The sequence below is a fragment of the Neobacillus sp. D3-1R genome, assembly GCF_052180215.1.
Lineage (GTDB): Bacteria > Bacillota > Bacilli > Bacillales > Cytobacillaceae > Pseudoneobacillus.
In genome coordinates, this window is record NZ_CP197471.1 from 2,245,671 (window position 1) to 2,258,906 (window position 13,236).

Sequence of the window (13,236 nt, forward strand, 5' to 3'; positions counted from 1 at the left end):
TTATGGTGATATTAAGATGTAACTTAAACAGTAAAATTGCATTTTTCTATAAAAGAATCAATAATAAAGATATTACAAATCTAGAGGTGACAAAAATTGAAGCTTTATAACTCTGTCCTTGATCTAATAGGGAACACACCCATCGTCAAACTTAATAAATTACCAGATGAATCTGGCGCTGAAGTTTATATAAAACTTGAATCCTTCAATCCCGGAGGAAGTGTAAAAGACCGTGCGGCTTCTAACATGATCAATCGTGCTGAAGCGGAAGGAAAGTTAATTCCAGGAAAAAGTACGGTCATTGAACCGACATCCGGGAATACTGGAATCGGAATCGCGATGGTTTGTGCGGTAAAAGGATATCGTTGCATTATCACCATGCCAGATAACGCAACATTAGAGCGTGTAAAAATACTAAAAGCATATGGGGCAGAAGTTCATTTAACCCCTGCAAGCCAACGTATGACCGGTGCAATCGAAGAAGCTAATCGATTAGCAAAGGATATTCCTAATAGCTTTATTCCGATGCAGTTTGAAAATTACGCCAATGCCGATGCTCACCGCCAAACAACCGCTGTCGAAATTATGGAAGCATTTGAAGGGAAATTAGATGCCCTAGTTGTAACAGCAGGAACAGGCGGTACGGTCACTGGGGTAGGAGAAGAATTAAAGAAATCAATCCCAAATATAAAAATATACGTAGTTGAACCATTTGGCTCACCTGTTTTATCAGGCGGACAGCCCGGTCCTCATAAAATTCCAGGAACAGGCCCAGGGTTCATTCCGAAAATATTAAATCGTGACATTTACGATGAAATCCTTCATATCCATGATGAAGATGCTCAACAAATGGCACGTAATCTTGCTGCCAAAGAAGGGATTTTCGTAGGTGCATCGGGAGCAGCTACCGCTCATTTTGCTGTCAAGATTGCAAAAGAACTACCATCGTCAGCTAGAGTATTATGTTTAGCACCAGATACAGGCGAACGTTACCTATCATCCGACTTATTTCCGAGTTAAAAATATAAAGTCAGTTTTCTTTTTAAGAAAGCTGGCTTTTTTTATTCTCAAACATGATTCTTTTCTTCTCGGAATAATGTAATAGTGATGAAAGGGGGGATTGGATGAAGAAAAAAATCTTATTATTTTGTGATCCTGGGATAGATGATTCATTGGCCATCATTTATACACTGTTAAACCCAAACCTTGAGCTAGTTGGAATCGTAACGAGTTACGGGAATGTGACCAAACAACAAGCAACTGCAAATACGTATTATTTACTTCAACTCATTAATCAAACACAAATCCCAATTATTCCTGGTGCTTCCAACCCCGTACAACAAGAACCAGTCAAATACTACCCAGAAATTCATGGAGCAGAGGGGATAGGTCCTATTCATCCGCCAAGTGAAATGAAGTATCAGGAATATCCCTTTGATACGATCAAACATATTATCAATCGATATCAGAAGGATTTAATTATTGTGGATACAGGTAGATCGACCAGTTTAGCAACTGCCTTTATTCTTTTTAATGAAGAAATTAAAAAAGTTGGTGCTTTTTATGTCATGGGTGGCGCCTTTTTTGTTCCAGGAAATGTCACAGCCTTAGCGGAGGCCAATTTTTATGGAGATCCTACATCGAGTAACTATGTTTTAAAATTTGCCCATAATTTAACCATTACACCTCTAAATGTAACTCAATACGCGATCCTAACCTCTGATATGGTGAATTATTTAACTCAAGAAGCCAATACACCCTTTGAGTTTTTAATTGCTCCTATTTTTGAATTTTATTATCATGCCTACCAAAAATTGGTGCCTGGTATCCAAGGTGCACCCATCCATGATTTGGTAACGTTAATGGTAGTAGATGATCCATCCATAGTGGAGTATATTTACTATGATGCCAAGGTGATTGATGGAACGGTAGAAGGCAAAGGGTTATCTTATATAGATTTACGGCCGGGAAGTCAGACAGGTAAAACAAGAATAGCCGTAAAGCTTGACTATCCTAAGTTTGTAAAAAACTTTTTTAACGTAATGCTTCAAAGGTATTATTAGCTAAACCATAGATAAAGCGCCCATTTGTATAAAAAATATCCTAAAGTCCCTAAAATTAAATATTTAAGGGCTAAACGGAATTTATTCGGCTTTTTAAAATTACTAATCAACATGATGAACCCATATACCACCCCAAAACCAAGTGATTGAACCAGTAGAGTCATTTCAACACACCATCCTTTCATTCTACTTTTCCCATATAAAACCATTCCTATAAAATAAAGTAAAAAAGACACCATAATCAAACAATATAGTCGTTGAATAAGATTAAAAGGATGGTTCATTTGCTTCTAAATCTAGCAAGGAACCATCCTTTTTTTATGCCTTAACTGTTTGTTTTTTTATCGGAATATAGATATCCATTACTTTGATCTCAGTCCCATGACATCTTTCATCATACAGCTCAAAATCAAGGACCCCCGCATGTTCATAACCCGAATGAGGGAACCATTCCGTAAAAACATAATTCCATGAGGACTGAATAGAACTAGAGAATTTTTCATTATCTGATTCTGGAGTAGTAAACACAGCATATTGCATCTCTGGAAAGCTTCTGTACACTAACCCTTCAGGTGCTGGAGTATCTTCTGCTACTTCCATTCCAATTAAATATACAAACTCACCCGTTTCAGGGGAGAAATCAGTGCAGATACCAAGCTCCTCTTTGCAGTTTAGTGGATTCGGAATGTTTTCATATAATTTCTTTTGAAGGTATAACTGCCAAAATTCAGGAATGTCTTTATTGTTTTGACCATCTATATTTCTTGTTTTCAGTTCATACCCAATGACATGAAATTTTGGTTTCGTGATTAATTTTGGTTCCATAATATGTCCTCCTTGAACGATCGTTTTATTGAGGTAGGCTTTTCCGCGTAAAGGACCAGATAGTGCATTGGCTGATCGATATTGATTAGGCGAAACGCCATAAACTTTTTTGAAAGCCCTGTTGAATGACTCTTGGTATTGAAAACCGACATCCAGTGCAATATCCACCACTCTTACATCCGAATAAAAAAGTTGTTCTGCTGCCCGTGTAAGCCGTCTTTTTCTCACATAATCCATGACTGATTCTCCAACTAGGGCTTGAAATACACGATGATAATGGAAAGGTGAAAAACAGGCAATTACTGCTAGTGTTTCGAGTGAGATTGTTTCTTGCAGGTTGTCTTCAATGTAATCAAGTGTTCGCCCAATACAAACTTCATAATCCATTCCCATACCTCCTATTACTAATACTATCAGGTAATAGAATTACTTTCTTAACATTTTTTGCTATTTTTAGCATACACTGGTCAATCAGGGATTGGTTATATAATGATTTAAATTTATTTTTTAGCACCACCGAATAGGGCTAGGTAGATTGGTAGGGAAAGAAATCAAACAATTTGGTAAATGGTAGAATTCTTTTATTTTTTGGCTGTTTTAAAAGAGTTGTGTTGATTTTTTAGTTGTCATCGGACAGAGAATCCGTTATTTCGTAAAAATCAAGGTCTTTCTATATGTTATAGGACACAGGATCCGTTATTCCCAAATAATCATTGAAAAGATCATGATTTTTCATGAATAGAGGAACCACAGTCCGATAACCTCTAAAAAACCAAGCATTTTAGTTAAATAACGGAACGTGTGTCCTATAAGTTCGCAAAGCTTAAGTGGTTATAGGTATTTGACAATGCTGCTTAGCCATTTAGCCAAATTTTCATTTTTTCTCCACCAAACCACAACGAGATTTAACACCTCCTAATTTTTGGAAGTAGAGTAACACTTTAGACGAATAAGATTATTACAGTATTGTTACAAATATGACAAATAAAATGAAACATATAAATAAGATAGTTTCCCAGAATTGTTTTATTAGCTAACAGAACGATTTAACCACTCTGTCATGTATATGTATTAAAAGGGGATTATCGAAGGATATAAACAAAATTAAAGAGAATAAAAGCTATTTTAACAGTAGATTTCCAGTCCTTAACTTCATCGATATCATCATATTTTAACCTTGCTGTAACAAGTCCAAAGTAAGATTTTGGTAAAATAGGAGTAGAGTTAAGGGAGGGGGATCAGATTGGAGAAAGCCATTTTAAATTATGAAGATTTACTAGATATGTTGGATGATTTTTTAAGAGAACCTAAAGAATTTTGGGATAATTTTTATGAAGATAGAACAAAGGATATTCCTTTTTTTAAGGTAAAAGGACCTGACGAAAATCTAGTTGAATATTTTAGTAGGGGAATTGCTCCTAAAAAGGTTTTAGAAATAGGTTCTGGACCTGGGAGAAATGCCATTTATATGGCTAAGCAGGGGTGTAGTGTAACTGCATTAGATATATCTGAAAATGCAGTGGAGTGGGCTAAAGAAAGGGCCAATGAAGAAGGAGAAAATATTGATTTTCACTGCGTTTCCCTTTTTGATTTTGAATTTGAGAAGCATTCATTTGATTTTATTTACGATTGTGGAATGTTTCATCACTTAGCACCACATCGCCGTTTAACTTATCTAGACATCATCAAAAAAGCACTTAAAATAGATGGATATTTTGGAATTGTATGCTTTAATACTGAAGGTGCTTTAGACACACCTGATTGGGAAGTATATAAAGAACGTAGTTTAAAAGGCGGAATAGGTTATACGGAAGAAAGGTTAAAAGAAATATTTGAAAAGGAATTTACTATTAAGAATTTTAGAAGAATGAAAAAGATCATTCAACCAGATGATATATTTGGTGAAGACTTTCTATGGGCTTGCTTAATGGAAATGAAAGGATAAATCTTGAGTAAAAAGATATTTTATGCCATAATTTAATTGTAAATATTTTGCTTAGTATGAAATTATAGGAAATTCGTAATATAGGATAGGGGACTTTTTAGATGGATCATTTTTCAAAAGAACTTAAAAGAATATCAGAAGATCATCCAGTCCTAACCTCGGTATTTCTAACCATTTGGATTTGGTTTGGATTCTATCAACTGGGTATTAATGTTGGGGAGTTTATTGCAAATATTAAGAACTGACCTTAAAGTGCGTTGATCCTAAGAGGATTAACGCCTTTTTTTAAGTTTTTCACTAAGCACAGGGAATTATTGTTCCACCATTTGGAGGTTACAATATGAAACATAAGAAAACCAAAGGTTAAACTAGGAGAGAAGTTTATTGAAAAAAACTGCTGTTTTATTATATCCACAATTTAGCGAATATGAGTTAAGTGTAGCTTTATCCATATTAATGCAGGGGAATAAGCCAATTGTTACTGTTGGACTAAGCAAACAACCTATAAAAGGTGAGTCTGGTTTAACTTGTGTAGCTGATACTACTATTCATGAAATAAACGATGATGAGATTGATAGTCTATTGTTACCAGGCTGTATGGATATTATGACACTTATAGATGAACAGGGATTAATAGAGTTTATAAAAAAAGCAACTTCAGAAGATACAATCATCGCAAGTATATCGAGTTCTCCATTCCTTCTAGCAAAGGCAGGACTGTTACGAGGTAAAAAGTACACGGTTGGTTTAACGGTGGAAGATATGGAGAAGTTAGGTATCTTTGAAAAAGAAAATTACTCAGATGACATTGTCGTACAAGATGGAAATATCATAACGGCAAGAGGAAGAGGTTTTATTAGATTTGGCATTTATCTAGGCAATGCATTAAACCTTGAATTTGATAAAAAATGGTTTATTGAATAAAAGGTATATTTAATATTTCTTTAAGGAACAGGGTGAGTAAATGCAAGCTTGGAAGAATCCTATACTTTTAATTTCAGGAATTGGAATATCCTATTTAGGAAACTGGATTTATTTGGTTGCCCTTAATATTTCCGTTCTGGATTTGACTGGATCTGCTGCAGCAGTCGCGGGTCTTTTTATCATTAGACCTATCGCCATTTTGATCACTAATACTTGGTCTGGTAGTGTGATTGATCGAGTAAACAAAAGAAAATTGATGATATGGATTGATATGATACGAGGGTTATTGGTGCTGTTCATTCCTTTTATCGCCAACATATGGATTATTTATATGATTCTGCTTTTAATCAATATGGTAGGCGCCTTTTTTGGACCAAGTTCATCTGTATATATAACAAAATTGGTTCCATCAGAAAATCGAAAAAAATTTAATTCTATTATGAGTATGACAAATTCAGGTGCCTTTCTGTTAGGTCCAGCAATCGCTGGAATCTTAATTATGTATGTAGGTACTGAGCTATGTATCATCATTAATGCTATTAGTTTTATTATTTGTGCCTTCTTCATTTATCTTCTTCCTAACGTAGATGAAAATATTGAAAATGTACGAGACCCCATACGTATGCAAACTCTTTTAGAAGATTGGAAAGCAGTTAAAGAGTTCGCCACGAAAGCTAAATTTTTCATTATCGTTTATTTATTATTTCAAGCTGCAATGTTAATCGGGTTTGCTTTAGATTCACAAGAGGTAACCTTTATCAAACAAACCCTTCATTTATCAGATCGAGATTACGGACTTATTGTTAGCATAACCGGGGCTGGTGCTTTAGTTGGCGCCTTTATTTCGGCACTGGTAACAAAGAAGGTTCCGTTAAAATTTTATCTAGGAGCTGGGATGCTTTTAACTTCAATTGGTTATGTTTTCTTTTATTCGTCCCATAACTTTGTAACAGCAACGGTTGCATTTGCCTTTTTAGGTTTTTTTATGGCATTTGCTAATACAGGTTACGCAACCTTTTTCCAAAACAATGTACCAGTGACGATTATGGGGAGGTTCGGAAGCATAGCTGATATGTTACAAGGATTGATCCAAATTGGGTTTACTCTCACTTTAGGTTTTTTCTCTGATTGGTTCTCTTTACAATTCGTATGTATTACATTTTCGGCAGTTGGGGTATTACTTGCATTAGTTCTCTTAACAACTATATTGCTGCCATCTAAAGCAAATTATTTTAGTGAGAACATCACGGTAGTCAATGGATAGGCCAAGAAGATAGATAAATCTTATGGAAGAAAAATATAACATCTAGAAGATTGATTAAGTATTTTCATTAAAAAGATAAGGAAAAACTGGTATTAAGGCGATATTGCTGAGAAGAATTATCGCCTTTTTTTGAACAACTTCAGAAGTATATGCTTGATATGGCCCTATCTCTATTTTGTATAAAGAAGAGGTTTAGGTGGAATATCCAGTAACGGAACGCACTACCTTATATTGAGGAGGGTGTGTATGAATAAAAAATTTGTGCATTTATTTAGCGGAAAGCACAACATCGTAACCAAAAACTATTCAAAAACAAATAAAATAGTTTTGGGGAGCATATTGGGAGCAATGGCTGGACTTTTACAATCTGCAGGACTTTTTACAGGTATTGGGTACATTTTTAGTACACTAGCTACTGGTCCAATTATTCTAGCAACCATCCTTTCCGTTCGAATCGGCTTACTCACTTATCTATTAACTGGAATACTGTTACTCATCATTCAACCAACAGAAGTTTTAGTGTTTCTATTTACAACAGGGATCCTCGGAGTTGGAATTGGTCTTGGACTCAAGCACTTTAAACGCACCATAACGGTAACAAGTATTGGAGGTCTCAGCTTATCCATCGGAATCGTTCTGCTCCTAACTTTGTTTCAATTTCCTGTCCTAGGACCAGAATGGACAGAGATAAGTGTGAATCTTTTACTGGGAATTCTTACATTCTCAATGGTTTTTAGTTGGATATGGATACAAGTCAGCTTACTTTGTATGAAGTATTTGAGTCGGTTAATATTGCGAGATTTGTCTTATGATGAATAAGGAAATATGCTTGTTAATTTTATTATAAAAATTACTCGAATGATGGGAGTTGTGTAAAGCACCTCCTTTTTCTATGCCATTTTGGAATACGTTATCAGCATACAATACATGGCAAAATATTAGTACTAGGACCTCAAAATCTCATTTATCAACCATTTTTGAATTCTTATCAACCGATATAGAGATTTATCAACCGACTTCAAACATTTATCAACCGTTATGCAAAATTATCAACTTTTAACAAAATGGACACACCCACGATACTTCGTCTTACTAAATATTCAGAAAAGTGATATAGTTAAGAAAATAGCAAAATAAATGGGGGATATTATGTTTAAAGAATCCTTTTTTCAAAGTTTAAAAGAGTTAGCAGCTATTCCCGGTAGTCCTGGTCGAGAACAACTGGTGGTTAGAAGTTTGTTTGAAATGATGAAGCCATACGCTGACAAGGTTGAAGTGGACCATATGGGGAATATTTATGCGGTCCTTGAAGGAAACAAGCCTGGTCCTACGATTATGGTATCTGCCCACTCAGATGAAATTGGCTGTATGGTGAGCGCCATCGATGAGAAAGGCTTTTTACGAATGGAACGAACAGGTGGAATGATTGAATCCCTATTAGTTGGCCGAAAAGTGAATGTAAACGGCCATTTTGGTGTGGTAGGGGTAAAGGCAGGCCATTTACAAACCCCTGAAGAAAAAACAAAGATTCCAAGAATTGAGAATCTCTATGTTGATATCGGGGCAAGTTCAAGGGAAGAAGTTCTTTCAATGGGAATACAAATTGGAGACTCTGTTACTTACATAAGTGATCTCGATCGATTTAGTAACCAAGATTTAATCTGTGGGAAGGCTATTGATAATAGAAGCTGCTGTGTATTATTAGTAGAATTGTTCAAAAAACTGCAAGACAAAGAGTTTAGTGGAACACTAGTTGGATTAGTAGCCGTACAAGAGGAGGTAGGGTTAAGAGGGGCAACTACTGCCGCCTACAAAGTTAATCCTGACTACGCAATCGTTTTAGATACGATTGCATGTGCTGACACACCTGATGGGAACCATTATCCAATCGCAATCGGCAAAGGCCCAGTTCTGCCTTTAATGTCAGGAGGAGGGGCTATGGGAAACATTATGGCTCCGCAAATGAGGGAATTATTTACTCGGTTCGCTAAACAATTAGATATTCCATATCAGCTATCTGTCATTCCAATGGGAACAAGCGATCTATCTGCGGTACATTTAGTGAAAGAAGGCATTCTCGGAGGAGCGCTAACATTCCCGCGCAGATACTCCCATTCCCCAGTGGAAGTTGCAAACTTAAATGATTTTGAACACGGCTTCCTTTTACTAGAAACTCTAATTAGAAAGAGTACTAGCTGGGGAGATATGAGTTTTATATAGTATAAAAAATGGCGTACCAGGAGGATGGTGCGCCATTTAAATCTTCCCTCTTGTATTAGCCATTTCCTTTATAAAAAATTCCCTCCATTCGAAAAAAACAATTATCTACTACGTAATAAAAATTGTATAATATACCTCGGGTTCCGAAATTCTTTTAATCGTTTTTAAAAAAAGGGTGTGAATTATATTTTGCTTCAATCCAGAACAACGCTTCTCAGTCAACCATCATTTAGGAACTTTTGGTTCTCGCGAATTTTATCGTCGACATCCTTTCAAATGCTATCCGTCGCGATTGGATGGCAAATGTATGATTTGACTCATGATGCATTCAGCTTAGGCTTAGTTGGACTCGCTCAATTTGTGCCAATGGTTTTACTTACATTAGTAGTCGGTCAAGTGGCAGACAGGTTTGACCGTCGGAAAATTGTGTTTATCTGTCAGATTATTGAAAGTGTGATTGCGGGTCTTTTACTTTACGGAAATTTTGCCGGTTGGCTAGGTCGTGAACAAATATTATTAGCGGCTGCCATTCTCGGTGCCTGTCGAGCTTTCGAAGGACCAACATCCTCAGCACTTTTACCGATGTTGGTGCCAAAAAAGATTTTGCAGCAAGCCATCTCCATCAGTACGACAGCCGGGCAAACATCACAAATATTGGGCCCGTCCCTAGGTGGAGTCTTATTTTCAATTGGACCTGCCTTTGTATACAGTACTTCAACGATTGCTTTATTAGTCGCAGCCATTTTAACTTTTTTCATTCGTGTAGAACAATCAATCCGACAAGCAGAGCCAGTCACATTACGTTCGATTTTTTCCGGCTTAGAATTTGTATTTCGTAAACCTGTTATTTTAGGTACCATTTCACTTGATCTTTTTGCCGTTTTACTTGGGGGAGCCACAGCGCTTTTACCGATATTTGCACAAGACATCTTACATACAGGCCCATGGGGCTTAGGATTAATGCGTACGGCACCAGCTGTCGGCGCCTTATTGATGTCGCTCATTTTAGCCTATTATCCACTAAAAAGAGCTTTTGGACCCACATTGTTTGGTGCACTCGCCATTTTCGGGTTATCAACCATGCTGTTCGCGGTATCCACCAATCTTATTTTATCGCTCGTCGCTTTACTAATGATTGGCGCTTCCGATGTCATTAGTGTGGTTATTCGGTCTTCACTTGTGCAGTTGCAAACGCCAGACGAGATGCGCGGCAGAGTGAATGCAGTTAACTCTCTTTTTATTGGAACTTCCAACCAATTAGGTGAGTTCGAGTCAGGGACATTAGCGGGATTTGTTGGTGCAGTACCAGCAGCCTTCATCGGCGGCCTTGGAACGATTGTTGTCGCAGGTTTATGGATGTATTTATTTCCGTCACTTCGAAGAATTCGTTCTCTATCTGAAAGCTAAAAGGACAAAGACCACTACCGGTCTTTGTCCTTCTTTTTATTATAAAAATTTTTCCAAATCAAGTATTGCTTGCAAAATGCATGCCTTCATGAAACTCCTTAATTTTTATTAGACAAACGATTCGCTAAAAAGGTATGATTTTCTTGCAGACACCTGAAAGTCTTTCAATAATCCATTTATCAACCGATTTTTAAACTTTATCAACCGAAAACAGGATTTTATCAACCGCAATGAACCATTTATCAACCGCTATTAAAATTTATCAACTTTTAGCCACAAAATTAAAAGGGAGGTATCCCCATGAGAATCCTCAGCATAACCGTATTAACCATTTTCCTTTCAGGTTGTTCCCCTCTAATCGAACATTCCTATAGCACTCACAATCCTACAGCCATTGAAGTTTTAAAAGAAAACCCGAAAGCAGATATTTTTCAGTATGAAGGTTTAATCTATTCAAACGCGTCTCAATTAGATTGGGTTCAAGAAAAGGAGTTCAAAAAAGGGGAGCTCCTTGGAAAAATTATTAACAGGACCCATAATGGCCGTCTATTTACTGACGGTGTCTCTAGTCAATTACCAGTAGGAACAAAAATTTATCAAACCAGTAGCAAAGGTGTTGGATTTCTCATTGTCGAAAACAATGGGCAAGAAATCGTCTATCTTGCTTTAATTGAAGGCTAATAGACAAAAGGAGCTTCACTTAAGATTGGTGAATTTATTATAAAAAACCAACAATCATATGGAGTGGGAAAAATGGAGCGTACATTTGCAAATTGGTATGATTTGATTATGAATCCGTTAGAGAAAAATAAATTTCTAGAAATACGCAAAAAATTGCTTTCTAAAGCCAAAGGGAAAGTGTTAGAAATTGGGGCTGGCACAGGAATTAATTTTCCTTTATATAAACAAGCTGATTCTGTAATAGCAATTGAACCCAATCCATACATGATTAAACAATCATCCGCTAAAATGAAACTGGCAACAATCCCTATCGAAGTCATTCAAACTGGTGCTGAACACCTGCCATTTCAAGATCATCACTTTGATAGTATTGTGGCGACATTAGTATTTTGTACCATTCCAGACGGTGAAAAGGCCATCAAGGAAATACAAAGGGTTTGTAAGCCTGGCGGCAACATACTGCTATTTGAACACGTCATCATGGAGAATCACCTTCTAGCTTCTATGCAAAATCTTTTTACACCCGCTTGGAAAAAAGTAGCTGGAGGCTGTTGTTTAAATAAAGACACAGTCAAATTGTTGAGGGATCATCAAATAGAAATTTTAAATATAGAAAAATATTTTAATGGGATGTTTTTATCGATTGAAGCGAAAAATTCAATTCATTGAAAACAATACTTTTTTACTAGGTGTGATGTATATCACAAAAAATCATTTGTTATCGCTATATAATCAAGAAAAAACAAAAGTAGGTGTAAAACTTGGAATATCCATTTAAATCTCTATATAGTGAAATAGGCGGACAAGAAACCATTGATCAATTAGTTGAAGCATTTTATCCACGTGTCTATGCGGATAATGATTTAGCACCTTTATTTGAAGGGGATATGGATGAAATTAAGAGAAAGCAACGTATGTTTTTGCCTCAATTTTTAGGTGGCCCTGCATTATATAGCATGGAATTTGGCCCACCTGCCATGCGGGATCGTCATCTTCCATTTGAAGTGACTCCGAAAAGAGCACGTGCTTGGCTTCGTTGTATGAAAGAAGCTTTTGAAGAAATAGGATTATTTGATAATCCTGCTGGCCCAGCCTTTTATGATCGATTAACACAAGTTGCCGGTATTATGGTAAATAGTCCAGATCGTGAATAAACCTTCATCCTCCAATAATGGGGGATTTTTTTATTCCTCTAATTGTAGAAAAATGTCGATTGATGTGTATTTTTTTCTTTCAATGGAAAACATAACTAATAGATTCGTTTCTTTTTGGAGGTTACTTATGGGGAAGGATAAGTTTTTACAAGAGATATTTGCGAAAAATAAAGAGTTGAATGATCTTTTCGACTCTTACTGGAACCATTATTCTGATTTTGATACATGGCCATTTTGGGTAGCTGTTTTGCTTTTATTTGTACCACTCATTATCCTATACAAAAAAATAGATAGAAAAAAGATTTTTGAAATTTTCTTTTTCGGCTATACCGTCCATATAATGTGGACCTATATTGATATCGCCCTCGAAAATCATAATTATTTTTTCCATACTTTTTATCTTACACCACTACTACCTAAAACTATAGATGTTACTGGGTCCCTATTACCGGTGGGATTTTTGCTAATATATCAATACTGCACCAATCATCATAAAAATTTTTATCTCTATACCGTATTATTAAGTGCCATTTTTGCTTTCATTTTTGCCTCCATTGAAAAAATGTCGGGCTTACTCATTTTAAATAAAGGATTTAATCAATTACATCTTTTCGCTATTGATGTCTTGATTGCCTATACAGCTTATTGGTTCACCCTTTTAATACGAAAATTTAGTAAAACAAATAAACTACCTATAAAAAATAATTAAAATCCTCCCATATAGGAGGATTTTTTTATTTTTCAATGAATAGT

General features: G+C 36.0%; 14 protein-coding genes. 13 read left to right on the forward strand and 1 reads right to left on the reverse strand.

What is annotated here, in order from left to right:
• Positions 1 to 96 precede the first annotated feature (96 nt).
• Both cysK and ACSBPO_RS11550 read left to right on the forward strand, forming a co-directional pair.
• The gene (gene cysK / locus ACSBPO_RS11545; RefSeq protein WP_442600193.1) at positions 97 to 1,020 is read left to right on the forward strand and encodes a cysteine synthase A; all 924 of its coding nucleotides are present in this window, start codon (positions 97 to 99) and stop codon (positions 1,018 to 1,020) included.
• A gap of 104 nt (positions 1,021 to 1,124) precedes the next feature.
• Positions 1,125 to 2,063 carry a nucleoside hydrolase gene (locus tag ACSBPO_RS11550; RefSeq protein WP_442600194.1) on the forward strand — a complete coding sequence of 313 codons (939 nt, stop codon included), beginning with the start codon at positions 1,125 to 1,127 and terminating at the stop codon, positions 2,061 to 2,063.
• A 318-nt stretch (positions 2,064 to 2,381) separates the two neighbouring features.
• Here ACSBPO_RS11550 and ACSBPO_RS11555 read toward each other — a convergent pair whose 3' ends face one another.
• Entirely contained in the window at positions 2,382 to 3,275 is an 894-nt protein-coding gene (locus ACSBPO_RS11555) for an AraC family transcriptional regulator (protein ID WP_442600195.1), read from the reverse strand.
• An 856-nt stretch (positions 3,276 to 4,131) separates the two neighbouring features.
• Between ACSBPO_RS11555 and ACSBPO_RS11560 the strand changes: the two genes are divergently transcribed.
• The 11 genes from ACSBPO_RS11560 to ACSBPO_RS11610 all read left to right on the forward strand — a co-directional run bounded on the left by ACSBPO_RS11560 (position 4,132) and on the right by ACSBPO_RS11610 (position 13,192).
• On the forward strand, positions 4,132 to 4,833 hold the full coding sequence (locus tag ACSBPO_RS11560; protein WP_442600196.1) for a class I SAM-dependent methyltransferase: 702 nt from the start codon (positions 4,132 to 4,134) through the stop codon (positions 4,831 to 4,833).
• Between the two features lie 101 nt (positions 4,834 to 4,934).
• On the forward strand, positions 4,935 to 5,078 hold the full coding sequence (locus ACSBPO_RS11565; protein WP_442600197.1) for a hypothetical protein: 144 nt from the start codon (positions 4,935 to 4,937) through the stop codon (positions 5,076 to 5,078).
• A gap of 139 nt (positions 5,079 to 5,217) precedes the next feature.
• Positions 5,218 to 5,757 carry a DJ-1/PfpI family protein gene (locus ACSBPO_RS11570; protein ID WP_442600198.1) on the forward strand — a complete coding sequence of 180 codons (540 nt, stop codon included), beginning with the start codon at positions 5,218 to 5,220 and terminating at the stop codon, positions 5,755 to 5,757.
• A gap of 40 nt (positions 5,758 to 5,797) precedes the next feature.
• Positions 5,798 to 7,021 carry an MFS transporter gene (locus tag ACSBPO_RS11575; protein ID WP_442600199.1) on the forward strand — a complete coding sequence of 408 codons (1,224 nt, stop codon included), beginning with the start codon at positions 5,798 to 5,800 and terminating at the stop codon, positions 7,019 to 7,021.
• A 246-nt stretch (positions 7,022 to 7,267) separates the two neighbouring features.
• On the forward strand, positions 7,268 to 7,840 hold the full coding sequence (locus ACSBPO_RS11580; RefSeq protein ID WP_442600200.1) for a hypothetical protein: 573 nt from the start codon (positions 7,268 to 7,270) through the stop codon (positions 7,838 to 7,840).
• 330 nt (positions 7,841 to 8,170) lie between these two features.
• Complete coding sequence (locus ACSBPO_RS11585) at positions 8,171 to 9,241, forward strand: M42 family metallopeptidase (RefSeq protein ID WP_442600201.1); 1,071 nt, start codon at positions 8,171 to 8,173, stop codon at positions 9,239 to 9,241.
• A 177-nt stretch (positions 9,242 to 9,418) separates the two neighbouring features.
• Positions 9,419 to 10,648, forward strand: coding sequence for an MFS transporter (locus ACSBPO_RS11590; RefSeq protein ID WP_442600202.1), 1,230 nt, complete (start codon positions 9,419 to 9,421; stop codon positions 10,646 to 10,648).
• Positions 10,649 to 10,948: 300 nt separating this feature from the next.
• Entirely contained in the window at positions 10,949 to 11,329 is a 381-nt protein-coding gene (locus tag ACSBPO_RS11595) for a hypothetical protein (protein WP_442600203.1), read from the forward strand.
• A 72-nt stretch (positions 11,330 to 11,401) separates the two neighbouring features.
• Positions 11,402 to 11,998 carry a class I SAM-dependent methyltransferase gene (locus tag ACSBPO_RS11600; protein ID WP_442600204.1) on the forward strand — a complete coding sequence of 199 codons (597 nt, stop codon included), beginning with the start codon at positions 11,402 to 11,404 and terminating at the stop codon, positions 11,996 to 11,998.
• A 92-nt stretch (positions 11,999 to 12,090) separates the two neighbouring features.
• Entirely contained in the window at positions 12,091 to 12,483 is a 393-nt protein-coding gene (locus ACSBPO_RS11605; RefSeq protein WP_442600205.1) for a globin domain-containing protein, read from the forward strand.
• A 127-nt stretch (positions 12,484 to 12,610) separates the two neighbouring features.
• Positions 12,611 to 13,192 carry a hypothetical protein gene (locus ACSBPO_RS11610; protein ID WP_442600206.1) on the forward strand — a complete coding sequence of 194 codons (582 nt, stop codon included), beginning with the start codon at positions 12,611 to 12,613 and terminating at the stop codon, positions 13,190 to 13,192.
• The last annotated feature ends 44 nt before the right edge of the window (positions 13,193 to 13,236 follow it).

Excerpts from the sequence above, each read along its gene's own strand:
- ACSBPO_RS11550 (WP_442600194.1), top strand. The coding sequence starts at position 1,125 with ATGAAGAAAAAAATCTTATTATTTTGTGATCCTGGGATAGATGATTCA.
- ACSBPO_RS11555 (WP_442600195.1), bottom strand. The coding sequence starts at position 3,275 with ATGGATTATGAAGTTTGTATTGGGCGAACACTTGATTACATTGAAGAC.
- ACSBPO_RS11565 (WP_442600197.1), top strand. The coding sequence starts at position 4,935 with ATGGATCATTTTTCAAAAGAACTTAAAAGAATATCAGAAGATCATCCA.
- ACSBPO_RS11575 (WP_442600199.1), top strand. The coding sequence starts at position 5,798 with ATGCAAGCTTGGAAGAATCCTATACTTTTAATTTCAGGAATTGGAATA.
- ACSBPO_RS11580 (WP_442600200.1), top strand. The coding sequence starts at position 7,268 with ATGAATAAAAAATTTGTGCATTTATTTAGCGGAAAGCACAACATCGTA.
- ACSBPO_RS11585 (WP_442600201.1), top strand. The coding sequence starts at position 8,171 with ATGTTTAAAGAATCCTTTTTTCAAAGTTTAAAAGAGTTAGCAGCTATT.
- ACSBPO_RS11595 (WP_442600203.1), top strand. The coding sequence starts at position 10,949 with ATGAGAATCCTCAGCATAACCGTATTAACCATTTTCCTTTCAGGTTGT.
- ACSBPO_RS11600 (WP_442600204.1), top strand. The coding sequence starts at position 11,402 with ATGGAGCGTACATTTGCAAATTGGTATGATTTGATTATGAATCCGTTA.
- ACSBPO_RS11610 (WP_442600206.1), top strand. The coding sequence starts at position 12,611 with ATGGGGAAGGATAAGTTTTTACAAGAGATATTTGCGAAAAATAAAGAG.